The sequence below is a fragment of the Janthinobacterium sp. MP5059B genome (genome assembly GCF_001758645.1).
Lineage (GTDB): Bacteria > Pseudomonadota > Gammaproteobacteria > Burkholderiales > Burkholderiaceae_D > Janthinobacterium > Janthinobacterium lividum.
Map to the genome: position 1 here is coordinate 33,429 of NZ_LRHX01000004.1, position 24,192 is coordinate 57,620.

General features: G+C 62.7%; 22 protein-coding genes. 10 read left to right on the plus strand and 12 right to left on the minus strand.

The window, feature by feature from the left end; all coding sequences use genetic code 11:
- The first annotated feature begins 88 nt into the window (after positions 1 to 88).
- A complete protein-coding gene (locus tag JAB1_RS02490; RefSeq protein WP_070278560.1) occupies positions 89 to 1,357 on the plus strand; it encodes a glycerate kinase in 1,269 nt (422 codons plus the stop codon).
- Here JAB1_RS02490 and JAB1_RS02495 read toward each other — a convergent pair whose 3' ends face one another.
- Positions 1,358 to 2,374 (minus strand): zinc-binding alcohol dehydrogenase family protein, encoded by a 1,017-nt coding sequence (locus tag JAB1_RS02495; RefSeq protein WP_070278562.1) that lies wholly within the window; start codon positions 2,372 to 2,374, stop codon positions 1,358 to 1,360.
- A 95-nt stretch (positions 2,375 to 2,469) separates the two neighbouring features.
- Here JAB1_RS02495 and JAB1_RS02500 point away from each other — a divergent pair, with 95 nt between their 5' ends.
- The gene (locus JAB1_RS02500) at positions 2,470 to 3,384 is read left to right on the plus strand and encodes a LysR family transcriptional regulator (protein WP_070278563.1); all 915 of its coding nucleotides are present in this window, start codon (positions 2,470 to 2,472) and stop codon (positions 3,382 to 3,384) included.
- 44 nt (positions 3,385 to 3,428) lie between these two features.
- Here the strand turns inward: JAB1_RS02500 and JAB1_RS02505 are convergent, their stop codons facing one another.
- Positions 3,429 to 3,806 carry a cytochrome c gene (locus tag JAB1_RS02505; RefSeq protein WP_070255140.1) on the minus strand — a complete coding sequence of 126 codons (378 nt, stop codon included), beginning with the start codon at positions 3,804 to 3,806 and terminating at the stop codon, positions 3,429 to 3,431.
- A 258-nt stretch (positions 3,807 to 4,064) separates the two neighbouring features.
- On the opposite strand from JAB1_RS02505, the gene JAB1_RS02510 reads away from it, so the two are divergent.
- The 3 genes from JAB1_RS02510 (at position 4,065) to JAB1_RS02520 (ending at position 8,079) form a co-directional block, all read left to right on the plus strand.
- Positions 4,065 to 5,609 carry a DUF1800 domain-containing protein gene (locus JAB1_RS02510; protein ID WP_070278565.1) on the plus strand — a complete coding sequence of 515 codons (1,545 nt, stop codon included), beginning with the start codon at positions 4,065 to 4,067 and terminating at the stop codon, positions 5,607 to 5,609.
- A 20-nt stretch (positions 5,610 to 5,629) separates the two neighbouring features.
- The gene (locus tag JAB1_RS02515) at positions 5,630 to 6,829 is read left to right on the plus strand and encodes a DUF1501 domain-containing protein (RefSeq protein ID WP_070278567.1); all 1,200 of its coding nucleotides are present in this window, start codon (positions 5,630 to 5,632) and stop codon (positions 6,827 to 6,829) included.
- 89 nt (positions 6,830 to 6,918) lie between these two features.
- Positions 6,919 to 8,079: an AI-2E family transporter gene (locus JAB1_RS02520; RefSeq protein WP_083299529.1), complete on the plus strand. Its 1,161-nt coding sequence runs from the start codon at positions 6,919 to 6,921 to the stop codon at positions 8,077 to 8,079.
- A gap of 106 nt (positions 8,080 to 8,185) precedes the next feature.
- Here JAB1_RS02520 and JAB1_RS02525 read toward each other — a convergent pair whose 3' ends face one another.
- Positions 8,186 to 8,410 carry a hypothetical protein gene (locus JAB1_RS02525; protein WP_010396348.1) on the minus strand — a complete coding sequence of 75 codons (225 nt, stop codon included), beginning with the start codon at positions 8,408 to 8,410 and terminating at the stop codon, positions 8,186 to 8,188.
- A 141-nt stretch (positions 8,411 to 8,551) separates the two neighbouring features.
- On the opposite strand from JAB1_RS02525, the gene JAB1_RS02530 reads away from it, so the two are divergent.
- From JAB1_RS02530 to JAB1_RS02540, 3 genes are read left to right on the plus strand one after another with little or no spacing between them, the layout of a single operon-like run.
- On the plus strand, positions 8,552 to 9,310 hold the full coding sequence (locus JAB1_RS02530; RefSeq protein ID WP_230522637.1) for a phosphatase PAP2 family protein: 759 nt from the start codon (positions 8,552 to 8,554) through the stop codon (positions 9,308 to 9,310).
- A gap of 11 nt (positions 9,311 to 9,321) precedes the next feature.
- Positions 9,322 to 10,230, plus strand: a complete 909-nt coding sequence (locus JAB1_RS02535) for a diacylglycerol kinase family protein (RefSeq protein ID WP_092612656.1) — start codon at positions 9,322 to 9,324, stop codon at positions 10,228 to 10,230.
- Between the two features lie 9 nt (positions 10,231 to 10,239).
- The gene (locus JAB1_RS02540) at positions 10,240 to 11,058 is read left to right on the plus strand and encodes a metallophosphoesterase (RefSeq protein ID WP_034786361.1); all 819 of its coding nucleotides are present in this window, start codon (positions 10,240 to 10,242) and stop codon (positions 11,056 to 11,058) included.
- Positions 11,059 to 11,177: 119 nt separating this feature from the next.
- On the opposite strand, the gene cls is transcribed toward JAB1_RS02540, so the two are convergent.
- Both cls and JAB1_RS02550 read right to left on the minus strand, forming a co-directional pair.
- Entirely contained in the window at positions 11,178 to 12,569 is a 1,392-nt protein-coding gene (gene cls, locus JAB1_RS02545; RefSeq protein ID WP_070278569.1) for a cardiolipin synthase, read from the minus strand.
- Entirely contained in the window at positions 12,566 to 14,677 is a 2,112-nt protein-coding gene (locus JAB1_RS02550) for a site-specific recombinase (protein WP_070278835.1), read from the minus strand. Before JAB1_RS02550 ends, cls begins: the two co-directional genes overlap by 4 nt.
- 353 nt (positions 14,678 to 15,030) lie before the next feature.
- Here JAB1_RS02550 and JAB1_RS02555 point away from each other — a divergent pair, with 353 nt between their 5' ends.
- The gene (locus JAB1_RS02555) at positions 15,031 to 16,104 is read left to right on the plus strand and encodes a porin (protein WP_254671943.1); all 1,074 of its coding nucleotides are present in this window, start codon (positions 15,031 to 15,033) and stop codon (positions 16,102 to 16,104) included.
- Here the strand turns inward: JAB1_RS02555 and JAB1_RS02560 are convergent.
- From JAB1_RS02560 to JAB1_RS02570, 3 genes are all read right to left on the minus strand, one after another.
- Positions 16,092 to 16,670, minus strand: a complete 579-nt coding sequence (locus JAB1_RS02560; protein ID WP_070278573.1) for a DUF3617 domain-containing protein — start codon at positions 16,668 to 16,670, stop codon at positions 16,092 to 16,094. The genes JAB1_RS02555 and JAB1_RS02560 overlap by 13 nt on opposite strands.
- 67 nt (positions 16,671 to 16,737) lie before the next feature.
- Positions 16,738 to 18,285: a TerC family protein gene (locus tag JAB1_RS02565; RefSeq protein WP_034786355.1), complete on the minus strand. Its 1,548-nt coding sequence runs from the start codon at positions 18,283 to 18,285 to the stop codon at positions 16,738 to 16,740.
- Between the two features lie 82 nt (positions 18,286 to 18,367).
- Complete coding sequence (locus JAB1_RS02570) at positions 18,368 to 18,652, minus strand: hypothetical protein (protein ID WP_070278575.1); 285 nt, start codon at positions 18,650 to 18,652, stop codon at positions 18,368 to 18,370.
- Between the two features lie 294 nt (positions 18,653 to 18,946).
- Between JAB1_RS02570 and JAB1_RS02575 the strand changes: the two genes are divergently transcribed.
- The gene (locus tag JAB1_RS02575) at positions 18,947 to 21,793 is read left to right on the plus strand and encodes a pitrilysin family protein (RefSeq protein WP_070278577.1); all 2,847 of its coding nucleotides are present in this window, start codon (positions 18,947 to 18,949) and stop codon (positions 21,791 to 21,793) included.
- 71 nt (positions 21,794 to 21,864) lie between these two features.
- On the opposite strand, the gene JAB1_RS02580 is transcribed toward JAB1_RS02575, so the two are convergent.
- The 4 genes from JAB1_RS02580 to JAB1_RS02590 all read right to left on the minus strand — a co-directional run bounded on the left by JAB1_RS02580 (position 21,865) and on the right by JAB1_RS02590 (position 24,107).
- Positions 21,865 to 22,500, minus strand: coding sequence for an OmpA family protein (locus tag JAB1_RS02580; protein WP_034786394.1), 636 nt, complete (start codon positions 22,498 to 22,500; stop codon positions 21,865 to 21,867).
- A 202-nt stretch (positions 22,501 to 22,702) separates the two neighbouring features.
- Positions 22,703 to 22,849 carry a lmo0937 family membrane protein gene (locus JAB1_RS29365; RefSeq protein WP_010396376.1) on the minus strand — a complete coding sequence of 49 codons (147 nt, stop codon included), beginning with the start codon at positions 22,847 to 22,849 and terminating at the stop codon, positions 22,703 to 22,705.
- A gap of 183 nt (positions 22,850 to 23,032) precedes the next feature.
- Positions 23,033 to 23,275 (minus strand): hypothetical protein, encoded by a 243-nt coding sequence (locus JAB1_RS02585; protein ID WP_034786348.1) that lies wholly within the window; start codon positions 23,273 to 23,275, stop codon positions 23,033 to 23,035.
- Between the two features lie 169 nt (positions 23,276 to 23,444).
- The gene (locus JAB1_RS02590) at positions 23,445 to 24,107 is read right to left on the minus strand and encodes a glycine zipper 2TM domain-containing protein (RefSeq protein ID WP_070278578.1); all 663 of its coding nucleotides are present in this window, start codon (positions 24,105 to 24,107) and stop codon (positions 23,445 to 23,447) included.
- Between the last annotated feature and the right edge of the window lie 85 nt (positions 24,108 to 24,192).

A 24,192-nucleotide genomic window follows, 5' to 3' on the forward strand; every position in this document is an offset into this window, starting at 1 on the left:
GCATTCCTGTTTTTACCGTCAAGCAGCCATTGTAGCTGCAAGGCTGCCGGCCCTGCTATGATCGGGATCGGATCCCGGAGGAAACAAAATGACGACCACCCCAGCGCCACGCGCCTTGCTGCAAGCCATGTTCCAGGCCGCCATCGAAGCGGCCCAGCCATCGCACTGCATACCGCCCCATCTGCCGCCCGCGCCCAAGGGGCGTTTGATCGTCATTGGCGCCGGCAAGGCGTCGGCCGCCATGGCGCAAGCCGTGGAACGGCACTGGCCGGGGCCGCTGTCCGGGCTGGTCGTCACGCGCTATGGCTATGCCGTGCCTTGTGAGCGCATCGAGATCGTCGAAGCGTCGCATCCCGTGCCGGATGCGGCCGGCATGGAGGCGGCCCGGCGCATGCTCGGCCTGGTTGCCAACTTGCAGGCCGACGACACGGTGCTGTGCCTGATTTCGGGCGGCGGCTCGTCCCTGCTGGCCTTGCCGCTGGAGGGCATCAGCCTGGAAGACAAGCAGGCGCTGAACCGCGCGCTGCTGGCGTCGGGCGCCACCATCGGCGAAATGAATTGCGTGCGCCGGCATTTGTCCGCCATCAAGGGCGGGCGCCTGGCGGCCGCCTGCCATCCGGCGCAAGTCATCACTTTGGCCATTTCCGACGTGCCCGGCGACAAGCTGGGCGATATCGCGTCCGGCCCCACGGTGGGCGACGCCACCACGTGCGAGGACGCGCTGGCCATCGTGCGCCGCTATGGCATGGACTTGCCGGAAAGCATACGCAAAGTGCTGGAAAGCGGGCGCGGCGAATCCGTGAAACCCGACGATCCACGCCTGGCGCGCACGCACACCACCCTGGTCGCCACGCCGCAGATGGCGCTCGAAGCGGCCGCCGCCGTGGCGCGCGCGGCCGGCGTCACGCCGTATATATTGGGCGACAGCCTGGAAGGCGAGGCGCGCGACGTGGGCAAGGTGATGGCCGGCATCGCGCTGCAAACTGCCGTGCGGGGCCAGCCGTTTCCCGCCCCGTGCGTGCTGCTGTCGGGCGGCGAAACGACCGTCACCGTGCGCGGCAACGGCCGTGGCGGGCGCAACGTGGAATTCCTGCTGGCGCTGGGCATCGCGCTCGATGGGCACGAGCGTATCCACGCGCTGGCCGGCGACACGGATGGCGTCGACGGCCAGGAAGACATCGCCGGCGCTGTTCTGGCGCCCGACACCCTGCAACGGGCCTGGATCCAGGGTATCAAACCGCGCGATAGCCTGGACGACAACGATGGCCACGGCTTTTTCCAGGCGCTGGGAGACAGTGTGGTCACGGGCCCGACATTGACGAACGTCAATGATTTCCGGGCCATCCTGATTACCTGATTACTGGAAACCTTCCAGCACAATCTTCCCTTTTGCCGTATTGCTTTCCAGCAGGGCATGTGCGCGCTTCAAATTCGCCGCATTGATCGTGCCGAAGCGTTCGGCCAGGGTCGTCTTGATGGTGCCCGCATCCACCAGCTGCGCCAGCTCTTCCAGTAGATCATGCTGTTTGACCATGTCGGCCGTCTGGAACAGCGAACGGGTAAACATCAGTTCCCAGTGCAGGGACACGCTCTTGCCCTTGAACTTGCGCACGTCGATGTGCTCGGGGTCGTCGATCAGGGCGAACTTGCCCTGCGGCGCGATCAGTTCCACGATCTGCTCGAAGTGCTTGTCGGTCTGGTTCAGGCTGATCACATAATCGACGGGCGGCAAGCCCAGGCGCTTGATTTCTCCCGCCAGCGGCAGGCTGTGGTCGATCACGTGGTGGGCGCCCAATTCCTTGACCCAGGCGGCCGTTTCCGCGCGCGAGGCCGTGCCGATGATGGTGACGCCTGTCAATTGCCGCGCCAGCTGCACCAGCACGGAACCGACGCCGCCGGCCGCGCCGATTACCAGCAGCGACTTGCCTGTCAGATTCTTGTCGCGGCTGAGCTGCAGGCGGTCGAACAGCAGTTCCCAGGCTGTAATGGCCGTCAAGGGCAGGGCGGCGGCCGGGGCAAAGTCCAGGCTGGCGGGCATGTGGCCGACGATGCGCTCGTCGACCAGCTGGAATTCGCTGTTGCTGCCGGGGCGGTTGATGGCGCCCGCGTACCAGACTTTATCTCCCACCTGGAACAGGGTGGTGTCGGGGCCGACGGCGGTGACGACGCCGGCCGCATCCCAGCCCAGCACTTCCGGCTGGCCCTCTTTCGGGGCGCGGTTCTTGCGCACCTTGGTGTCGACGGGATTGACGGAAATGGCGTGCACGGCGACTAGCAGGTCGCGCCCCGTGGCGACGGGCTCGGGCAGCTCGATGTCGAGCAGGGCGTCGGCATCCGTGATGGGCAGGCTGTGGTGGTAGGCGATGGCTTTCATGTGCTTCCTCGTTGGGTGGATACCGTATGATGGCGGCAATGCCTTCCTGGAAACAGGGGGTACGTACCGAAACACTTTCAAAGGAATGCTGAAAATTGCTGCGACTCGATGACTTGCAGGTATTTGTGCGCACGGCCGACCGGGGCAGTTTGTCGGCGGCCGCGCGCGAGCTCGGCATTTCGCCCGCGCTGGCCAGCGCCGCCGTCAAGCGCCTGGAAGGGGAGCTGGGCTTGCGTTTGCTGGCCCGCACGACGCGTTCGCTGAGCCTGACGGCGGAAGGCACGCAATACCTGGAACACGCGCGCGAAGCCTTGCGCCTGCTGCGCGCAGGCCACGATGCGCTGCTGGCCGGCAAGGACAGTTTCGGCGGAACCTTGAAAATTGCCATGCCCTCCGACCTGGGCCGCAACCTGATGCTGGGCTGGCTGGACGAATTCCAGTCGCGCCATCCGAAACTGCACTATCAGCTCAGCGTCAGCGACCGGGTGGCCGACATGGTGCGCCAGCAAGTCGACGTGGCCATCCGCTATGGCCAGCAAGACGATTCGAGCATGGTCGCCATGCCGATCGCGCCCGCCAACGACCGGGTGCTGGTGGCGTCGCCCGCCTACCTGCGCGAATATGGCCCCCTGCTGGCGCTGGAAGATTTGTCGCAGCGTAATTGCCTGCGCTTTGCGCTGGAAGACGGCTTGCACGACCGCTGGACCTTTTACCGCCTGCCCCAGCGCGAGCAAGTGACGGTGTCCGTGAGCGGCAACCGCAGCGCCGACGACGCCGACCTGGTGCGGCGCTGGGCCGTGGCGGGGCTGGGCATCGCCTACAAATCGCGGCTCGACGTGGCGGGAGACGTGGCCGCCGGCCGCCTGCAAGCGCTGTTGCCCGGCGTGGCGGGCGAAGCCACGCCCTTGCACCTGGTCTGCACGCACCGGGCGCAGGTGACGCCGCTGGTGCTGCAGCTGCGCGATTTCCTGCGCGACCAATGTGCGGAGCTATTGAAACAGCATGATTGACGGTGGATTGCTCATTTGCGATGTTCCCGCCGCTCAACCTGATTTCATCGATTTTTTAAAATCACGTCACTCATGTATTGATTCAAATCGCGAAAATCCTTCACCCGCCAGGCATATGGCGCGATCTTGACGCCATTCTCTTTCAAGGTCTTTGGAATCAAATCGCCATTCGGACGGAGGATGACCGACGATACAATCACGCCCGGATAATCCTTCAGGCGTTTTTTGAAAGCGGCGGTGGTCAGGTCCGGCGTGGGAGGATTGCTTTTATTCGCCAATGGCCCGGTTCCCTTGATCTCTGCCCCATGGCACACGGCGCATCTCTGTACATACAGCGTTTTCCCGTTGAGATTTTCCGCGAAGGAGGATGGTGTTTGAATCAGCGATAACATTCCGAATGCAGCGATAAACAATATTTTCATCTATTTCCAATATGACTTTTGTATGGATAATGCCTGGTTCGAGAGAAAATACGCAGCTGCCATTGCAATACGCCATTCTCCCGATAATATTTTATCCGAGATTATTCATTCGTAATGGTACTCGCGGCACTCTTGCCGGCGAAAGGTTGGCCGGAAAACTATCCCGCTGGATTACAACTCGTTGCAAATGGCAATCATGCGCAGGTCAACCTGGGCGTACCCTCAGGCATTCTGCATGAAACCGCTTGAAGGACTGCCATGACTCCGAACCGACTGTTGCCGACGACCTTGATTTCCCTGCTGTTGCTGGCCGGCTGCGCCGCAACCGAACCTGCCGTCCAGGCCGGTCATCGCGCGCAAACCAGTTCCGCGCAGGACATCGCCATGCTGGAACGGGTCAGCTGGGGCGTGAGCGGGGGCAGCGTGCGCCAGGTGCAGGTGCAAGGCTGGAATGCCTACTTGCAGGCGCAGTTGCATCCAGGAAAAGCGGCCTTGCCGCCGGCCATCGCCGCGCAAATCGACGCCATGACCATCAGCCAGGTGCCGCTCGATCAGTTGGTGTTTTCTATCGAGCAAAAGCGCAAGGAGTCGGCCGGCGTCATGGATGACATGGCGAAGCAGCAGGCGCAAAAGGAGTACCAGCAGGAACTGAACCGCCTGGCGCGCGAAGCGGCCACGCGTTCGCTGTTGCTCGATGTGTATTCGCCGAACCAGTTGCAGCAGCAACTGAGCTGGTTTTGGCTCAACCATTTCAGCGTGCACCAGGGCAAGCACAACTTGCGCGCCATGGTGGGCGATTACGAGGCGAACGCCATCGCGCCGCACGCGCTGGGGAAATTTCGCGACTTGCTGGGCGCGACCGTCCACCATCCGGCCATGCTGCGCTACCTGGACAATGAAGCCAACGCCGCCAAGCGCATCAATGAAAACTATGCGCGCGAGCTGATGGAGCTGCACACCCTGGGCGTCAACGGCGGCTACAGCCAGGCGGATGTGCAGGAACTGGCGCGCATTCTGACGGGCGTGGGCGTGAATTTGGGCGCGGACACGCCGAAGGTGAAACCGGTGCTGCAATCGCAATACGTGCGCCGGGGCTTGTTTGAATTCAATCCGAATCGCCACGATTACGGCGATAAGCAATTCCTCGGACAGACGGTGAAGGGCAGGGGATTGGCCGAGCTCGATGAAGCGCTGGACCGCCTCAGCCGCAGTCCGGCCACCGCGCATTTCATCAGCGGCAAGCTGGCCCAGTATTTCGTTGGCGATAATCCGCCCGCGCCGCTGGTGGCGCGCATGGCCGCTACCTTCCAGCAGAGCGATGGCATGATCGCCGACGTGTTGCAAACCATGTTCAGCAGTCCGGAGTTCAAGCAGTCGCTGGGCAAGAAATTCAAGGACCCCATGCATTATGTGGTGTCGGCCGTGCGCCTCAGCTATGACGACAAGCCCATCCTGAACGCGGGCCCCATGCTGAGCTGGCTCTCGCGCATGGGCCAGCCCCTGTACGGACGCCAGACGCCGGACGGCTATCCGCTGACGGACGCCTCCTGGGCCAGTCCCGGCCAGATGACGACGCGTTTCGATATCGCCCGCACCATCGGCTCGGGCAGCGCCGGCCTGTTCAAGACGGATGGTCCGCAGCCGCAGGAAAAAGTGGCCTTCCCGCAACTGGCCAGCGCCCTGTATTACCAGTCGCTGCAGCCAGCCTTGAGTCCGGCCACGCGCCTGGCCCTGGAACAGGCCGCCTCGCCGCAGGAGTGGAATACCTTCCTGCTCTCGTCACCCGAAATGATGCACCGCTAAGTTGAAACCGGAGGATTGCCATGAATCGTCGTGACTTGTTAAAAGCCCTGGCCGCCGCGCCCTTGCTGACCCATGCGGGCAGTCTGCTGGCGGCGCCCGCCACGGATGCGAAGCTGCTGTTCGTCTTTTTGCGCGGCGGCTATGATGCGAACAACTTGCTGGTGCCGGTCGGCAGCGATTTTTACTATGCGGCGCGGCCGAATATCGCCATTGCGAAACCGGGCGAGGAAAACGGCGCGCTGGCCTTGAACGCTGACTGGGCCTTGCATCCAGCCTTGCGCGAGACCATCTATCCCATGTTCACGGGCGGCGAGGCGGCCTTCATCCCGTTTGCGGGCACGACGGATTTGACGCGCAGCCATTTTGAAACGCAGGATACGATCGAGCTGGGGCAAGAGATCAACACGCGCCGCGACTTCCGTTCCGGTTTCCTGAACCGCCTGGTACAGACCTTGAATGGCAGCAAGGCCAATCCGGTCTATCCCGCCATCGCCTTCACGGACCAGCTGCCGCTGATCTTCCAGGGCGGCGTGCAAGTGCCGAACATGGCGCTGCGTTCCGTGGGCAAGTCCGGCATTGATGCGCGTCAAAGCCAGATCATCGCCGCCATGTACCGGGGCACGCCCCTGCAGCAACCCGTCAGCGCGGGCTTTGTCGTGCGCGACGACGTGACGAAGGAGTTGACGGGAGAGATGCAGGCGGCCAACCGCAACGCCATCAGTACCAAGGGCTTTGAACTGGAAGCGCAGCGCATCGCCCGTTTGATGAAGGATAAATACAACCTCGGCTTCGTCGATGTGGGCGGCTGGGATACGCACGTGGGGCAGGGCGGCGCCAGCGGCTACCTGGCGGGGCGCTTCGATGAGCTGGGACGGGGGTTGTCAGCGTTTTCGCAGGAAATGGGCAGCGCCTGGCGCCATACCGTCGTGGTGGTGGTCAGCGAATTTGGCCGCACCTTCCGCGAAAACGGCAACCGCGGCACGGACCATGGCCACGGCAGCGTGTTCTGGGTGCTGGGCGGCGGCATCAAAGGCAAGCAGGTGGCGGGCGAGCAAGTGGCGATTGCGCAGGGGACGTTGTTTCAGAACCGCGACATGCCCGTGCTGAATGAATACCGGGCCGTGCTGGGCGGCTTGCTGCGCCGCACGTTCGGCTTGACCTCGGCGCAGCTCGATCACGTATTTGCCGGCGTGAAACCGGCGGAGCTGGGGCTCGTGTAAATCGGAATGCCACCGTGTTACGCTACGCCTGCGCAACTGGCGCGTAGCGAAAACCGGCGGCTTGTGGCGCCGGGCACGAATGGAGTGGCATGAACGATACCCAGCGCGATATTGTCAGCGCAGCCTTTTCCCTGGCCTTGATCGCCGTGACGGCCTTCGTCATGCAGCGTTTCTTTTTACCGCTCGTGTGGGCCGGCATCCTGTGCGTGGCTACCTGGCCCTTGTACCTGCGCGTGCGCGCGGCGCTGGGGCAGCGCCCCATCATTGCGGCGGCCGCGCTGACCCTGGCGTTCGCCTGCATCTTCATCATTCCCGTGCTGTTCGGCGTGGCGCAGGCGGCGCGCGAAGTACCCGTGCTGGCCAATTTCATCGTGCATGCGAATGCCGATGGCTTGCCCGTGCCGCACTGGGTGGCGCATATTCCGCTGGCCGGCAGCGCCATCGGCGACTGGTGGCTGGCCACCCTGAGCCAGCCGCACGGCCTGGGCCACTTCTTTGCGGGCAGCGCCGTGGGCGGCTTTCATTCCGCGCGCGACATGCTCAAGGTGCTGGGGGCGGACGTGTTCCATCGCCTGGTCGACTTCGGTCTGGCGTTTTTATGCCTGTTTTTCTTTTACAAGGATGGGGAGGCGCTGACGCGCCAGATCACGGCTGTCGGCAGCCATTTCCTGCGCCCAGAACGGTGGGGCCGCTATGCGCAAAAGATCCCCACGGCCATCCGCGCCACTGTCAACGGCCTGGTACTGGTGGGCCTGGCCGAAGGCGTGCTGATCGGCATCGCCTATGCGATTGCCGGCTTGCCGTCGCCTGCCCTGTGGGCCTTTGCCACGGGCATCCTGGCCATCATCCCGTTCGGCGCGCCGCTCGCTTACCTGTGCGCGGCCGCCTTGCTGGTCTTCCAGGGCAATGTGGGCGCGGCCATCGGCGTGGCCGCGTGGGGCACCGTGGTGCTGTTTGTTGCCGACCACTTCGTGCGCCCCGGCATGATCGGCAACGCCACCCGCTTGCCTTTTCTTGCCGTGCTGTTCGGCATTCTGGGCGGCGTGGAAACCCTGGGTCTCGTGGGCCTGTTCATCGGCCCTGTCGTGATGGTGCTGTTTGTTACCTTGTGGTACGAAGCGAATACGACTGACCGCGTACCGCCGGCCACCATGCCTTCCAGCACAGCTGCCGATGCAGGTACCGACGCACTTGCCGGTACGGTTGCCGAAACACCTGCCAGCCCGGCCGCGCCGGAACGCACACAGTAGTGAGGGGGCGGCCAGCATGTTGCTGGCCGATACCGGGGCGTTCCCGGCGTGGCCGGACGGAGCTGACTTGATAACAGGGTGCGAACACCTTGTTTTAAAGTCATTCTTAATGCGCCTTGGATAAAATGAGGAGCCAACGGCGCATCAGCAGCACTTCAACATAACCCGGCTCGATGCCCGTACCGCACTCGATCAAGGGATTGACGGTGTAGTAGCGCTTGCGGAAGTCGCGGCAGACGAGGATTTCGCGCTTGCCCATGCGGACGAGGAAAGAGCTTGGGGCGTATTCCAGGCCGAACCGTGAGCCAAAACCGCTATTCAATGTTGCCATGACAATTCCTTTGAGGGAGATGTGTTGAACGAGTCATCAGAATAGCATAAGTACTGTATGAATACACAGCTACTGTATGAATAAACAGTATTTTTTTGCTGGTGTGGTTTTTTTGATCAGTATCAGGAACATGAAAGAGAGATGAGTTTGCAAGAGAAAAATGACATGGGCATGACCACGGGCTGGACCACGAAACTGCGCCGCTTCGTCGAGGCGCGCCTGTCGCCGGAAGGCGAGCTGGGCCTGCATATGACGGTGGGCGTGGCGCTGATGCTGGTGGCCATCGTGGTGTTTCACGAAATCGCCGAAGCCGTCATGGGCATGGCCCGGATCACGGTGATCGACTTGCAGGTGGCGCACTGGTTCAACCAGCATGCCGTGCCGTGGATCACCAGCTGCCTGCTGGTCGTCACGCACATGCATGGCGTGATCGGCGCCATCACCCTGGCCGTCTTGCTGGGCTGGTATCTGCATCGCAAGGGCGCCGATTACTGGCTGTTTACCCTGGTCATCACCATGCCGGGCGTCATGTTTTTGAACCTGCTGCTAAAGTACATTTTTGTGCGCGCGCGGCCCAGCTTTGACGAGCCCATCTTGCAGACGGCCCTGAGCACGTACAGCTTTCCCAGTGGCCATACGGCCACCTCGACAGCCCTGTACGGCTTGCTGGCCGCCTACCTGATTTGCCAGACGGCGCCGGGCGCGTGGGGCAAGCGCATCGCCATCGCGCTGGGCGCTTTCCTGATGGCGTCACTCGTGGGCTTCAGCCGCATTTACCTGGGCGCGCATTACCTGAGCGATGTGCTGGCGGCCATGGCGGAAAGCTATGGCTGGCTGGCCATCTGCATCGCCGGCGTGTCGACCCTGCGCCGCCGCCGGCATATCCGGCAAACCAAATAAGGGGTACGATCCTGAGCAAGATTGCAGTCATCATCAATGCGGGCGCCGGTTGCGGCTATGCGCCCGACTGGGCGCAGCAGCTCGAAGCGGCTTTTGCCGCCGTGGGACTCGACGCCGCCATCACCCTGGCGCAAAGCGGCGCCGACATGATCGCCACGGCCGAGCAAGCCCTGCGCGATGGCGCGCCCATCGTCGTGGCCGGTGGCGGCGACGGTACCATCAATGCCGTCGCATCCGTCGTTGTCGGCAGCGGCACGCCGTTTGGTGTCTTGCCGCTGGGCACGCTGAACCATTTCGCCAAGGATTTGAATATCCCGCTCGACCTCGATGCGGCCATTGCCAATGTAGCGCAGGGCGTGCGGCACCAGGTCGACGTGGGCGAAGTCAATGGCCGCATCTTCCTGAACAATTCCAGCCTGGGCCTGTATCCCGATATCGTGCGCGACCGCGAAAAGCAGCAGCGCCGGCTGGGACGGGGCAAGTGGCTGGCCTTCAGCTGGGCGCTGGTGGCCGCGCTGCGCCGCTACCCATTCCTCAGCGTGCAATTGAAACTCAACGACGCCGTGCATGCGCGGCGCACGCCTTTCGTCTTCATCGGCAATAATGAATACCTGATGGAAGGCTTGAATATCGGCGAGCGCGAACGGCTCGATGGCGGCCAGCTGAGCTTGTACGTGGCGCAGCGTCCGGGCCGCCTGGGCTTGCTGAAGCTGGCCTTGCACGCGCTGTTTGGCAAGTTATCGCAGGCCAAGGATTTTGACGTGTTGACGGCCACCGACCTGGAGATTGCCACGCAACACCGCCGTTTGCGCGTGGCCACCGATGGCGAAGTGACCGTCATGAATACGCCGCTGCATTACCGCATCCGCACGGCCGCGCTCGATGTGATCGTGCCGGCGCCCGTACCCGCAGCCAGCTAGGAGAACGCCATGCGTACCATCGTGCATTTGTCCGACTTGCATTTTGGCAGGGTCGATGCTGACCTGCTGGCGCCCCTGCGCGCGCTGGTCGAGCGCCTGGAACCTGACGTGGTGGTGGTCTCGGGCGACCTCACGCAGCGCGCCCGCAGCGCCCAGTTCCAGGAAGCGCGGCACTTTCTCGACAGCTTGCCGGGGCCGCAGATCGTGGTGCCGGGCAACCATGACGTGCCACTCTACAACGTCGTTTCCCGCTTCCTGACGCCGCTGGTGAAGTACCGGCGCCATGTGACGGACGACTTGTCGCCCGAATATGTGGATGAGGAAATCGCCGTGCTGGGCATCAATACGGCCCGCTCCATGACGTTCAAGGATGGCCGCATCAGCCACGAGCAGATCGATTTCCTGCGTGAACGCCTGGGCAGTTTGCCGCCCGGTTTGACGCGCATCATCGTCACGCACCATCCATTTGACTTGCCCGAGCACTTCGACGAGGATGATCTGGTGGACCGCGCCCCGCAGGCGCTGCAAATGTTTTCCGAATGCGGCGTGGATTTGCTGCTGGCCGGGCACTTGCACGCCAGCGTGGCGGGCAACACGGCCGAGCGCTACAAGATCGCCGGCTACGCTGCCCTGATGGTGCAGGCGGGCACGGCCACGTCCACGCGGGGCCGGGGCGAGTCGAACTCCTTTAACGTGCTGCGCGTGGAAAATAGTTGTATTCGCGTCGAGCGCTACAGCTGGAATGAGGACAGCGCCGACTTTGAAAAGGTCAGCACGGAAGCGTTCGAGCGCCAGGGCGGGGTGTGGGCCAGCTTGCGGCCGCTGTAGGTCGGTGAGCGGGGCAAGGCCCCGCGTAATCGGACGCTATTGTTGGCTTTGGTAATAGCTGTGGTGATGTCGGATTACGCTGCGCTAATCCGACCTACGCCTGTTTGGCGGCGACTCTCTTAGAGCCAGTAGTTCATGAAGCGCGCCGCCCACTCCTTCATGCGGTCGGCAATCGGCCGCGTTTCCCATTTCGCCCTGGTGATTTCTTCCGAGTCGCGCAAGTCTTCCTGGAAGGCATTTTCCATCTCCCTGCCGAAGCTGTCGCCCAGCACGATCACGTTCAGTTCGCTGTTATGCAGGAAGCTGCGCATGTCGATGTTGGTCGAGCCTACCGTCGACCAGGCGCCGTCGATGACGGCCGTCTTGGCGTGCAGCACGGCCAGTTTCAAGTGGAAGATGCGGATGCCGCCGGCCAGCAGCTGGTCGTACAGCGCGTGTCCCGCATGGAATACGAGGCCGCTGTCGGACACGCCCGGTAGCACGACGGTGACGTCCACGCCCCGTTTCGCGGCCGCGATCAGGGCGTCGACCGTCTGCTGGTCGGGCACGAAATAGGCGGACGTGATGTGGATGGATTTCTTGGCTTCCTGTATGGCCAGGATATACGCCTTGTAGATCTCGAAACCGCCCTCCGGCTCGCTGGCCACCACGCGCACCAGCTTGTCGCCCACTTCCGACAAGGTCGGGAAATAATTGGCGTCCGGCAAGTCGGCCTGGTCTTGCTGGGCCCAGGTGCGGATGAACAGCCACTGGAAGGCGGCCACGGCCGGGCCTTCCACTTTCACATGGGTATCGCGCCAGCCCACGTCCTTCTTGTCGGTGGGTTTCGATTTCGAGCGGAACAGCGAGCTTTTTGCATAGGTATCGCTGATATTGATGCCGCCCGTAAATGCCATCTTGCCGTCGACGATCAGCACCTTGCGGTGGTCGCGGTTATTGATCTTCCAGTCGTCGCCCTTGAGCTTGGCGGGATTGACGGGGTTGAAGGCCACCAGGTGCACGCCGGCCGCGCGCATGCGGTCAAAGAACGCCTGCGGCACGCCGAGGGTGCCCACGCTGTCGTAGATGACGTTGACCGTCACGCCCGACTGCTGCTTTTCGATCAGCATGTCGGCAAATTTGAGGCCCAGCGGATCCTGGTCGAAGATATATGTTTCCAGGTTGATGCTGTTCTTCGCTTCGCTGATGGCCTGGAACATGGCGGCCATGGTTTGCGGGCCGTCAAACAGCAGGGTCACCTTGTTGCCCTTGATCAAAGGCACGCCCGTGGCCGCCTCTTCCAGCGCCGCCTGGGTTTTCAAGTCCATGCCGGACTTGGCCCAGCGCTTGTTGAGCAGGGCGGCGCGGCTGTTGACGTTCAGCACGGCACCCTTGCCCGTGATCACCTTGGGCTTGGCCACCGGCTCCAGGGTGGTGTTGAGCTTCTTGACATTGGGCAGCGAGGCGCATGCAGCCAGAGTCCAGCACAGCAGTAGGGCGGTGAGGCAGGGTTGCATGCGCCGAGCGGTCATTTTTGAGCCTTGGTGGTAGGTGACAGGTTTGCCGAATCATCGGCCAGTGCCAGTGGCGGCGGGTTTTTTGAACCAAAGAAGAAGACGATGGGCGACCGGAGGAAGCGCTTGCCCAGAATCTTCAACAACTGCATGCCGTGCTTGAAGCGCACCTGGCGCGAACGCAGAGCCACCCACAGGGCCAGGCCGAAGCTGACCAGCAGGTTGGCCGTGCCGATGGCGAAGATGCCCGACAGCGACTTGACGGCCAGTTGCCAGCTCATGTTGTGGTCCAGGCCCACCAGGGCCGTGGCGAAGTTGGCGGCCGAGAAGGTGATGTGGCGGATATCGATGGGCAAGCCGATCAAAAAGCCCAGGGTGCCGATGGAGCCCAGCAGGATACCGAAATAGAAGTTACCCATCAGCCCGCCCAGGTTGTTTTCCAGGTACATGCCCAGCCGCTGCAAGCGTTCCTGGCCGATCACGCGGCCCAGGCCGCGCAATTGCGCGATGCGCTGCGCCCAGCGCGTGTACAGGGCCTGGTTGTCATAGTAGCCGGAAATCAGGCCCGCCACGAACAGGCATACGCCGGCGATCATGGCGTAGAAAATGGCGGGGCTGCCGATGGGGTCGATATCGTGCAGCAAATGCATGGCTTTCTCGGGCGTCACCAGGTTGTGTCCCGTAATCGCCTTGTAGCCGAGCGCGATCAGCCAGGCCGTGGGAATGGCGGTCGCCAGGTTGCCCAGCACTGCCATGTTTTGCGTGCGGAAGACCTTGTTGATCAGTTCCGCCATGCTGTCGAGGTCGATATTTCTGCCATCCTTGCTGTGCAGGCCGGCGGCGATGCGCGACGCCGTCATGGCCGGCTGCTTGGTGGCCACCGTGAAATGCAGCAAGTGGATGAACATGAAGCCGATCGAGTAATTCATGCTGAACATGAACGCTTCGACCAGCGGCGCCGAGCGCAGGTAGGACATCAATATCTTGAACAGGGCCATGAAGCCGATGATCACGCCCGCGCCCGCGGACGAGAGGAACATGGCGCCCATTTCGCGGCGGTTTTCCGCGATGTAGTGCTCGCCCGTACGGCTGGCGTTTTCTGTCACATTGCGCGCCAGCAAGTTGATATTGTCGGAAAACAGGTCGCTGACCTTGTACTTGTGGTTATGTGCGCGTATCAGTTCCAGCGCCAATCCGACGGCGCCCGCGCGGCGGCGGCTGACGGGCTGCGGGTACAGCAAGTCTTGCGTGGCGTCGACCGTGATGGCGGCGATGTCCACGTTGTTGGAGGCAGGCAGCTCGCCGCTCGTGTCGACGAGGAACAGCAGCTTGCGCAGGCGCTCGATGCTTTGCGCCAAGGCCACCAATAAATACGTGAGGGGAATGCTGGTGCCCTGGTACAGCGCCTTCTTGCGGATCTTGGCGATGACGGCGTCGCACTGGTCCAGCATCACCAGCAAATGGCGCGCGTCTTCGATGTGCTCGAGATCGCCGTGCAGCAGATTCGTGTAGGCATCCAGGTAGGCGTTCACTTCCGTGTTCTGCACCATGAATGGCGACTGGAACACTTCGATTTCGTTGTGGAAACGCGTCAGTTCCGGCTCCAGGCCCATGGCGCAGACGCGGTAGGACAGGGTGCGGATGGCGTCGAGCATGCCCGGCAGCATGATATTGCCATCGCCGACGGCCAGTTCGATCTCGTCGCTGGTCAGTACGTCGAACAGTTCCAGCCAGTCCGTGGCGGGCACATTGCTGATCCACAAATAATCGGTCTTCAGGTACAGCACCTGGTCGAGCGCGTCGTTCAGGTACTCGTCGCCGAGGGCGGGTGGCAGCATGCGGTAGGCGATGCGGCGTTTCAATTCCGTGAAGAAACCGCTGTTCGACAGCACGCCGATGTCGGTGTACAGGCTGGCGTGGCGGCGCGCGGCCAGCACGCGCAGCACGTATTCGTGCAGGGCGCGCGCTTGCGCGGGGTTACCTTTGAGAAGCTGGCGCAGGGTGCGCACGTTGGCAATCGCGGTAGCGCTGTCGTGGGAGCGCTTGGGACGCAGTGAGTTGAATAATTCCACCAGCAAGTCGATATTGCTGGAGTTGGGGTCAATGCGTTCGAGGATAGCTAGCATGCAGAAAAAACGGGCGAGCCGCTGTCGGTAAAACCAGTAGTGTACCGCCTGCGTCAAATCGCGCAACGTTCGCCACCGAACATTGCTTTACGGCAGGGCCTGCATTTAACGCCATTTTGCCGCAAATTAGCTGAATCATGGTCAATATTGCGTGTTGTCAGTGTGCGACTCTTTTCCTGGGCTAAGCTGAAGTTTCTGTTGTACAACGCACGGACGCTGGACAAAAAGCGGGGATAAGGTAACACTGAGATCAGACACACAGCGCATGTCCTGATCAATACCGGGAAGTTTCAATTCACGTTACCGAGATATTTATCATGAAGACCTCGTATTTTGCGCTTGCTGTGATAGGGATGGGGCCTTTCGCGCTGGGCGCGACGGCCCAGGCTGCCGATGGCGCAGGCAGTGCCGCATCCAGTAACGTTGCCGTGTACGGCGTGCTCGACGCGGGCATCGTGGCCGAGCGGGGCTGTGCCGCCAATTGCGCCGGCGCCAAGGTGTCCGGCGGCGTCGCGTCCGGTTCGCGTCTGGGCGTGCAGGGCCGCGAGGCGCTGGGTAATGATGTCACGGCCGTGTTTACCCTGGAAGCGGGCATCCAGAACGACACGGGCCAATCGGACGAGGGCCGCCTGTTCGGCCGCCAGGCCTACGTGGGCCTCGACAGCCGTCTGGGTGCGCTGACCCTGGGGCGCCAGTACAACCTGCAATACCTGACACTGACCGATGTGGCCGACCCGTTCAAGGGCGGCATGGCCGGCAGCGCCAGCAACCTGGCCGGCTACAGCGTGAAACGCTACGACAATACCGTCAAATACGTGACGCCCGCCTTGCGCGGCGTGACTGCCAGCGCCATCTACAGCTTTGGCGAGTCGCCGTACAGCAACGCCAACAACCGCGCGTATGGCGCCACCCTCGGCTATTCGGCCGGCGCCGTGAATGTCAGCGTGTCGCACCAGCGCAAGAATAACCTCATCCTCGCTTCCGGCACCTTGCCCGCCATCGACATGTCTGCCCGCAACACCCTGATCGCGGCGAATATCGACCTGAAAGTGGCCACCGCCTTTGCCGCCGTGGGCATCAACAAGGGCTATGGCAGCTCGCCATGGGACCCGAACAATGCCTACAGCGCGCTGGCCCTGTCGATGTCGTCGTCGGACAGCCGCGACACCTTGCTGGGCGTATCGGTGCCCGCAGGCGGCTTCAAGCTGCTGGCCTCGTACGTGCGCAAGGATGACCGCGACCTGGCCAACCGCGACGCCAGCCAGATGGCCGTCGGCCTCACGTACTCGCTGTCAAAGCGCAGCGATTTCTATGCGTCCTACGCGAAGATCCACAACAAGAACGGCGCCCGCTACACGGTGGGCAATGCCAGCGACAGCGGTCGCGGCGATGCTGCCTTCAACCTGGGCTTCCGTCACGGTTTCTGAGCCGCGGTCGCCGATGGGGCAGGGCAGCTTGCGCCCAGCCATTTGCCGTTGCTCGTCACATTCACCTGTTCCGGCGTGCCGCGCGCGCTGGTGGTTACCGCCAGTTGCATGCTGAACGCCTGGTCGCCCGTAAACAGTACCTTGCCTTCGCCGCTCGATTTCGGATTGGCACAAGTGAACGAGACATTCATGCCGCCCGCGATATCCGTGTTTTTCGATTTGCAGTCACCGGGCTGGCCCGTGGGAATCTGCTTGCGCGCCGCCATGTCCGGCGTCACGCATGCCGTCACGCGCACGGCGCCATCGGCGCCCACGGTGGGCATGGCCATGCCGCGGCTGGCCGCCATGCTTTCCAGCTGCTTGCGTTGATCGGGAGGAAGGTTGCCCAGTTGCTGCAGCACCATGGACATGGCGTTGTCGGTGGCGGCGTCCGGCGACGCCATCTTGCTGTCGACTTGCCACAGGCCCGGCTTGATGGTGGCGGACTGCGAGGCGGCCATGGCATTGGCGTGGGCGCCGAAGGCGGCGCAAGCCAGCAGGGTCAGGCGTAGCAGGGATTTTTTCATCGTGGGGTCTCCGGTATGGGCAGACCCCAGCATACGGCATGGCAAGCGGGGCACGCTTGCCATTGTGTTACAAACTGTGATCGGGCTCGATGCGGCGCACGTCCACGCAGGCGATGCGGCGCTCGTCGGCCTCGATGATTTCATAGCGCAAGTCATCGAGCTCCAGTACTTCGCCCACGGCCGGCATGTTTTCGAAATGCGCCAGCAGGAAGCCGGCGAGCGAGTTGTATTCGCCGTCTTCGCTGACCAGGGTTTCCGTTTCGAACACTTGCTCCAGATAATGCAGGTCTGTCGCGCCGTCGATGCGCCAGTGGCCGGGGCCCAGCACTTCCACGTCGGGCTGCTCGTCCTCGTCGGGGAATTCGCCGGCGATGGCTTCCAGGATGTCGATCGGCGTCAGCACGCCCTGCACGGTGCCGAACTCGTCGACCACCAGCACCAGCTGGCCGCGCGAGCGCTTTAACGTTTCCATGGCTTTCAGCACGCCGGCCGCTTCCGGCACGACGACGGCTTCGCGCATGCTGTCCGGGTCGATCTTGCCGCGTGAGACCAGATCCTCGATGAGGTCCTTGCTGCGCGCGATGCCGACCACATTGTCGAGGTCATCATTGCAGACAGGAATCATGCTGTGCGGCGTGTCGCGCAGCAGTTGCAGCATCTTCTCGCTGCTGTCGTTCAGGTTGACCCACGACACGTCGCCGCGCGGCGTCATGACGGAGCGGATCGAGCGTTCGGCCAGGGTCAGCACGCCGCTGACCATGTTGCGCTCTTCCACGCCGAAGGCGGAGACATCGGGCATTTCCTTGACTTCGTGCTCTTCCACGGCTTCGCGGCCCTTGCGTCCGCCCAGCAGGCTCAGCACGGCTTGCGCGGTGCGGTCGCGCAGGGGGGCGTTCGACTGCAGCTTGAGGAAGTTGCGGCGCGCCAATTGATTGAAGAATTCGATGACGATCGAGAAACCGATAGCGGCGTACAGATATCCTTTCGGAATGTGGAAGCCCAGGCCCTCGGCCACCAAGGAGAGGCCGATCATCAGCAGGAAGCTCAGGCACAGCACGACGACGGTGGGGTGGGCGTTGACGAAGCGCGTCAGCACCTTCGACGCGAGCATCATGACGACGATGGAAATGACGACGGCGGCCATCATCACGTACAGGTTTTCCACCATGCCGACGGCCGTGATGACGGCGTCGAGCGAAAAGACGGCGTCGAGCACGACGATCTGCGCCACCACCAGGCCGAAGCCGGCATAGACCTTCGGACCCGTCTGGGCGTGCGTGATGCCTTCGAGGCGCTCGTGCAGCTCGCTGGTTGCCTTGAACAGCAGGAACAGGCCGCCGAGGAGCAGGATCAGGTCGCGCCCTGAAAACGAGAATGTCCATATGGAAAACAATGGCGTGGTCAGGGTGACCAGCCAGGAAATCAGGGAAAGCAGGCCCAGGCGCATGACGAGGGCCAGGGTCAGGCCCAGCACTCTAGCCTTGTCGCGCTGGTGCGGCGGCAGTTTCTCGGCCAGGATGGCGATGAAAATCAGGTTGTCGATACCCAGTACGATTTCCAGTACGACCAGCGTCAGCAGGCCGACCCAGATTGTCGGGTCAAATAACCATTCCATGTGTGTAACCTTGTAAAGTCGATCAGTGTAAAGCGTGCCTGGCGGCTAATGCCCCGGGCGCGTGGGTGCTGCATGCATGTCTTCAGGGGCGGACGCGCGGCGGCCGGGTGGCCAGCCGCACGTCCGCTTCGGCAAGTGCGCCCGGTCCCGCTTGCCAAATGATGGCGTAAAACGGCACGGCCTGGCGCGAGCTCGGGTACAGCGTGATGGGGTCGTTGTCGCATTCTTCGCTACTGCAGCTATCGCAGCTGTCGCCAGGCAGGCCCGCATGGAGGCTGGCATCGGCACAATCGATGCTGAAGGCGGGCGTGGCGCTAGCGCCGGCCGCGATTGCATGCTGGAATGGGGAAGGGCTGGCGTAAGCCATGCTGGCAAACGCCTGGGGTAACGCGATGAAAACAAAAAGGCAGAGCAGGACGAGAGCTCGTCTCATATACAGGCAGATAGTTCTGGAACGGTCGAGTATAACACGCCTGTATGGCAGCCTGATGACAGAGGCTTGCAATAGTGATACGTATGCCGTAAATTATGAAATAGCAATAATTTCACGTGGCGGCGAAGACGCAGCGCGGGCCCCGTGACTATTCTTGCGTTCGTATCACATTGCGCCTGCGCCGTTTGCTTGCGCACGTCTATAACGTAGTGTTACCAGGACTCTGCCTTGAAACCCATTACTGCCCTCCTGCTTGCCGCCGGCATCCTCTCGCCATCGTTCATCCTTGCCGCCACCCCCGTGGAAGCGGCGCCGACCCAGAAAGCCGGCAAGGCTGCGCCCAGCCGTGCCGCCGCCGTCAAAGTCACGTCCGTCGAAGGCATCACCGAATACCGCCTGGCCAATGGCTTGCGCGTGCTGCTGTTCCCGGACGCCAGCAAGCCGACCCTGACCACCAACATCGTCTACCTGGTCGGTTCGCGCCATGAAAACTATGGCGAAACGGGCATGGCCCACTTGCTCGAGCATTTGCTGTTCAAGCCCAGCGCCAACTTCGGCATCAAGAAGGGCAGCAAGACCCCCGTCGAGATACTGAACTCGACGGGCGCTGATTTCAACGGTACCACGTGGTACGACCGCACCAATTACTACGCCACCTTCCCCGCCAACGACGACAACCTGCGCCAGATGCTGGCCATGGAAGCGGACCGCATGGTCAACGCGGCCATCGACCAGAATGACCTGTGGAACCCGAAGACGCAGAAGGGCGAAATGACCGTCGTGCGCAACGAGTTCGAGATGGGCGAGAGCGACCCGATCGGTGTGACGAGCGAGCGCATCCAGGCCATCGCCTACGACTGGCACAACTATGGCAAGTCGACCATCGGCGCCCGCTCCGACATCGAGCAGGTGAACATTCCCCGCCTGCGTGCGTTTTACCACAAATATTATCAGCCCGATAATGCCGTGCTGATGGTGGCGGGCCGCTTCGATGAAGCCAATGTCTTGAAACAGATCAATGAACTGTTCGGCAAGATCCCGAAACCGACGCGCGTGATCGAACCGACCTACACGGCCGAGCCCGTGCAGGATGGCGAGCGCGCCGTGACGGTGCGCCGCAGCGGCGGCACGCAGTTCGTCGGCGCCGGCTACCACGTGGCGCCGTCCGGCAACCCGGACGCCGTCGCCATCGAGGTGCTCGGTCACGTGCTGACGGACGCGCCGGCCGGCCGCCTGCACAAGGCGCTGGTGGAGACCAAGCTGGCCAGCAAGATCGAATACAACTCCGTGAGCAACCTGGAGCCGGGCTACAACCTGTTCGGCGCGCTGGTGCCGCTCGATGGCAACCTCGATGCGGCGCAGACGGCCATGCTGAAAGTGCTGGAAGACTTGAAATCGCAGCCCATCACGGATGCGGAAGTGGCGCGCGTGAAACAGCAGCTGAACAAGCAGGTGGAACTGATCACCTCAAACACGGCGCGCATGACGATCGCCCTGACGGAGTCCCTGGCGGCCGGCGACTGGCGTCTGTTCTTCCTGCAGCGCGACCAGCTCGACAAGCTGACGACGGCGCAGGTGCAGGCGGCTGCCGAGAAATACCTGAAGAGCTCGAACCGCACCCTGGGCCGCTTCATTCCTACCGATGCGCCGGACCGCACCGTCGTGCCGGCCTATGCCGACGTGGCGCCGCAACTGGCCGGCTACACGGGCCGGGCCGTGGTAGCGCAGGGCGAAGCGTTCGATCCGAGCCCCGACAATATCGAAGCGCGCACCCAGCGTTTCACCTTGCCGAATGGCTTGAAGGGCGCCTTGCTGCCGAAGAAAACCAAGGGCAGCACGGTCAGCGTCGTGTTGAAATTGCAGATCGGCAGCGAAGAGAGCTTGCGCGGCAAGGCGCAAGTGGGCGTCTACACGGCCAATCTGCTGTCGCGCGGCACGGATAAACTGTCGCGCCAGGAAGTGAAGGACAAGTTCGACCAGCTGGGCATGCAGGTCGCCATCACGGGCGGCGCCGAGGGCGTCACCGCCATGCTGACGGGCAAGCGCGAGAACTTGCCGGCCGCCATGGACCTGCTGGCGCAAGTGCTGCAAAAGCCGGCCTTGAACGAGACGGAATTCCTGGAATTGCAGCGCGAGCGCGTCGGCCGCGCGGAGCAGGAGTTGCCTGAGCCGCAGCCGCTGGCCGTGAACGCCTTCCGCCGCCTGCTCGACGCCACGCCGGAAGGCCATGTGCGCCACGTGGCCACCTTGCCGGCCGAACTGGTGCAATGGAAAGCCATCAAGGTGGCCGATGTGAAAGCCTTCCATGGCGCCTATTATGGCGCGGCGAACGCGACTTTCGCTGCCGTGGGCGACTTCGACCCGGCCGTGCTGAAGGCGCAAGTGGCCAGCCTGTACGGCAGCTGGAAGGCGCAGCAGCCGTATGCGCGCATACTTGATGCCGTCAAGCCTGTCAGCGGCGAAAAAGTCACCCTGGAAACGCCGGACAAGGCGAACAGCGTGCTGTTCGCCATCCAGCCGATTCCCCTGAAGGATGACGCCGCCAACTATCCCGCCTTGCTGATCGCCAATCACATGCTCGGTGGCGGCGCCTTGCGCAGCCGTCTGGCCGACCGCATCCGCCAGAAGGAAGGCCTGTCGTACGGCGTCGGTTCGCAAGTGAGCATCCCGTCGCGCGAACCGGCCGGCTACTGGATGGCGTATGCCATCAGCGCGCCGCAAAACACGGTCAAGGTGGAAGCGGCCCTGCGCGAGGAAATCGCCAAGGCGCTGGCCGACGGCTTCACGCAAGAGGAATTGGCCGAAGCGAAGAAAGGCTGGCTGCAATCGCAGGAAGTGGGCCGCACGCAGGACAGCGGCCTGGCGCGCGAACTGGCCGGCTACCTTGCCGAAGAGCGTACCATGGCTTACGACAAGGACCTGGAAGCGAAAGTGGCCGCCTTGACCCTGGCGCAAGTGAACCAGGGCCTGCGCGAGTACCTGAAGCCATCGGCCGTCTCGGTGGTGGTGGCCGGCGACTTTGCCAAGGTGGCGAAAGAGGGTGAAAGCGGCGCCAAGGCAACGACGTCGAAGTAAGCTGTTTTAAATAAAGAAGCCCGCTGGCAAGTTATTTGCCAGCGGGCTTTTTTTATGGCGATTTCCCGGCCTTAGCGGGGAGCGAGCTCTGCTACGTAGATTTCCACGCGGCGGTTGCGTGCGCGTCCCGATGCATCCGCATTCGAGGCGATCGGCTCGCGGGCGCCGCGGCCTTCCGTGACGACGCGGGTCGGCGAGACGCCGCGCATGGACAGGTAGTCGCGCGTGTGGGCCGCGCGTTCCACCGACAGCGGCTCGTTGATGGAAGCGCTGCCCGTGCTGTCCGTATGGCCGATGATGCTGACCGTGGTGTTCGGGTTTTCGTTCAGGGTGGCGGCAAAGCGGTCGAGGATGGGGCGGAAATTGCCCTTGATGTCGGCGCGGTTGGTGTCGAAGGAAATATCGCTGGGGATTTCCATTTTCAGGCGGTTATCGGCCGTTTGCGTCACTTGCACACCAGTACCCTGTGTCGCTTGTTCCATCGCGCGCTTCTGGTTTTCCATGCGGTTCGACCAGATATTGCCGATCACGGCGCCCGCCGCCGCGCCGATCAGGGCGCCGCCGGCCGTGCGGCCGCTGCTGCCGCCACCGGTGGTGCCGCCGATCAAGGCGCCCAGGCCCGCGCCTACGCCGGCGCCCGTGGCCGTGCCACGTTGCGTGGCGGACATGTCCGCGCAGCCACTGGCGGCCAATGCGATCACCAGCATGCCGATCAGGGATTTGGCGCCAGGGCCTTTTTTGAATGCTTCTTTCATGGATTTTCTCCTTGTTTTGTTATTGGGACATACCCAGGAATTACCTGCACACGTTACTGCAAAATGGCGCGGCGTGCCAGTGTGTGCGCACTACAGGCAAAAGGGCGGCGCCCGTTCGCACGCGCGCCGCCCCGTCTGGCCAGTAAATTGGCCTCTATAAACCGCGTCCGCTGATCAGGCGCAGCAGCACCATGATCACGGCGACCACCAGCAGTATGTGGATGAAGCCGCCAATGGTATAGGAAGTTACCAGGCCCAGCAGCCAAAGAATGATGAGTACGACGGCGATTGTATATAGCATGATGTGTCCTCCGAGAGTAATGTGTGGATGACGGCGACGGCCTTGGCCTTGCAGGCGCTGGTGCGTGGCGCCGTCATCGGTTCTTGTCATTGCGCGGCGACTGGGTCGCTGAACGCTGATGCCATGACTAAGTGTCTACTTTGTTTCCCTTGTGTTCTGTACGCTGTCGTACACAAGACTCAACTATCGTGAGCGGTCGGCGTGTTCATCGGCCATGCCCGGCACCCATGCCAGCATGCCGGCCATGCCGACGGCGCCGGCCAGGCAGCTGACCATGCCGCCCGTCAGCAGCAGCATGACGCCGAACACGGGGCCGCCCGCTTCGGGTGCCAGGTCCAGCGCGCAGAAGCCCAGCGCGGTGGCCAGCAAGCCGCCGCCAATAAAACCCAGCCAGATCCTGTTGCTGCCTGCCTTGTCGTCTTGCATGGCTACTCCTTGATGACGTTTCGTTGAACTTTCCTGAATGCATCATCTCGCGGGACGGCAAGCTCATCTGTACGCCAACGAACATTGTTAAAAAGAAAACGCCCGGACAAGCCGGGCGTGTGTTGAGTTTGCAACTTATTGCAGCGGCGGCAGCGCTGCGGCCTATGCCTTAGCCGATGGCGCGCAAGCCGCCGTTGACGACGCGCACGCGGTCGCCCTGGCGCCAGTTTGGCGCGGCACTCTGGTGCACGGTGCGCGTCTTGCCGTTATCGAGGCGCACGACGATGTTGTAGCTGCGCGTGGCGCGCACGCTGCCTTCGATCTGGTTGCCGGCCACGGCGCCGCCGACGGCGCCCAGCACGGTGGCCAGTTGCTTGCCGTGGCCGCCGCCCACCTGGTTGCCCAGCAAGCCGCCGACGACGGCGCCGCCAGCCGCGCCCACGCCGCTGCCTTCGGCGCGCGTATTGACTTCATGGATGGCTTCGATCACGCCGCAATTGGCGCACACCTGCGGCGCCGGGGCTGCCGCGTATTGTTGCTGCGGTTGCTGCGGTTGCGGCTGGCGCACTGGCTGCTGCTGCTGCTGTTGCTGCTGCTGTGGCGGCAGGGCGGCCAGCGGCTGCGCGCTGGCCGGTTGCAAGTTTGCTGGCGGCTGGTTTGCCTGCAGGTTGGTCATTTGTTCGGCCGAGGTGCTGGCCGCCAGTGGCTGGCTATCGCCCTGGGACGAAGGCAGCCAGCCCATCAGGGCAGCCGTGCCGACGCCGCAGAACAGCAGGACGGCGACGGCGGCGGCAAGCACCAGCGGATGGAGGGATTTGGTGGTGGTAGTCATGGAAGGCTCCTTGGTTATTTTAAATAAAGGGTGCTGCGTGTTCTGTTTGTTGATGCTTGTTCTGTGCGTGTATTGCCAGTGTGCT

What these genes read in the sequence shown, in the direction of transcription:
- JAB1_RS02490 (WP_070278560.1), top strand. Translation starts at nt 89, where the DNA reads ATGACGACCACCCCAGCGCCACGCGCCTTGCTGCAAGCCATGTTCCAG.
- JAB1_RS02495 (WP_070278562.1), bottom strand. Translation starts at nt 2,374, where the DNA reads ATGAAAGCCATCGCCTACCACCACAGCCTGCCCATCACGGATGCCGAC.
- JAB1_RS02505 (WP_070255140.1), bottom strand. Translation starts at nt 3,806, where the DNA reads ATGAAAATATTGTTTATCGCTGCATTCGGAATGTTATCGCTGATTCAA.
- JAB1_RS02510 (WP_070278565.1), top strand. Translation starts at nt 4,065, where the DNA reads ATGACTCCGAACCGACTGTTGCCGACGACCTTGATTTCCCTGCTGTTG.
- JAB1_RS02515 (WP_070278567.1), top strand. Translation starts at nt 5,630, where the DNA reads ATGAATCGTCGTGACTTGTTAAAAGCCCTGGCCGCCGCGCCCTTGCTG.
- JAB1_RS02520 (WP_083299529.1), top strand. Translation starts at nt 6,919, where the DNA reads ATGAACGATACCCAGCGCGATATTGTCAGCGCAGCCTTTTCCCTGGCC.
- JAB1_RS02525 (WP_010396348.1), bottom strand. Translation starts at nt 8,410, where the DNA reads ATGGCAACATTGAATAGCGGTTTTGGCTCACGGTTCGGCCTGGAATAC.
- JAB1_RS02530 (WP_230522637.1), top strand. Translation starts at nt 8,552, where the DNA reads ATGAGTTTGCAAGAGAAAAATGACATGGGCATGACCACGGGCTGGACC.
- JAB1_RS02540 (WP_034786361.1), top strand. Translation starts at nt 10,240, where the DNA reads ATGCGTACCATCGTGCATTTGTCCGACTTGCATTTTGGCAGGGTCGAT.
- cls (WP_070278569.1), bottom strand. Translation starts at nt 12,569, where the DNA reads ATGACCGCTCGGCGCATGCAACCCTGCCTCACCGCCCTACTGCTGTGC.
- JAB1_RS02550 (WP_070278835.1), bottom strand. Translation starts at nt 14,677, where the DNA reads ATGCTAGCTATCCTCGAACGCATTGACCCCAACTCCAGCAATATCGAC.
- JAB1_RS02555 (WP_254671943.1), top strand. Translation starts at nt 15,031, where the DNA reads ATGGGGCCTTTCGCGCTGGGCGCGACGGCCCAGGCTGCCGATGGCGCA.
- JAB1_RS02560 (WP_070278573.1), bottom strand. Translation starts at nt 16,670, where the DNA reads ATGAAAAAATCCCTGCTACGCCTGACCCTGCTGGCTTGCGCCGCCTTC.
- JAB1_RS02565 (WP_034786355.1), bottom strand. Translation starts at nt 18,285, where the DNA reads ATGGAATGGTTATTTGACCCGACAATCTGGGTCGGCCTGCTGACGCTG.
- JAB1_RS02570 (WP_070278575.1), bottom strand. Translation starts at nt 18,652, where the DNA reads ATGGCTTACGCCAGCCCTTCCCCATTCCAGCATGCAATCGCGGCCGGC.
- JAB1_RS02580 (WP_034786394.1), bottom strand. Translation starts at nt 22,500, where the DNA reads ATGCTGGTGATCGCATTGGCCGCCAGTGGCTGCGCGGACATGTCCGCC.
- JAB1_RS29365 (WP_010396376.1), bottom strand. Translation starts at nt 22,849, where the DNA reads ATGCTATATACAATCGCCGTCGTACTCATCATTCTTTGGCTGCTGGGC.
- JAB1_RS02585 (WP_034786348.1), bottom strand. Translation starts at nt 23,275, where the DNA reads ATGCAAGACGACAAGGCAGGCAGCAACAGGATCTGGCTGGGTTTTATT.
- JAB1_RS02590 (WP_070278578.1), bottom strand. Translation starts at nt 24,107, where the DNA reads ATGACTACCACCACCAAATCCCTCCATCCGCTGGTGCTTGCCGCCGCC.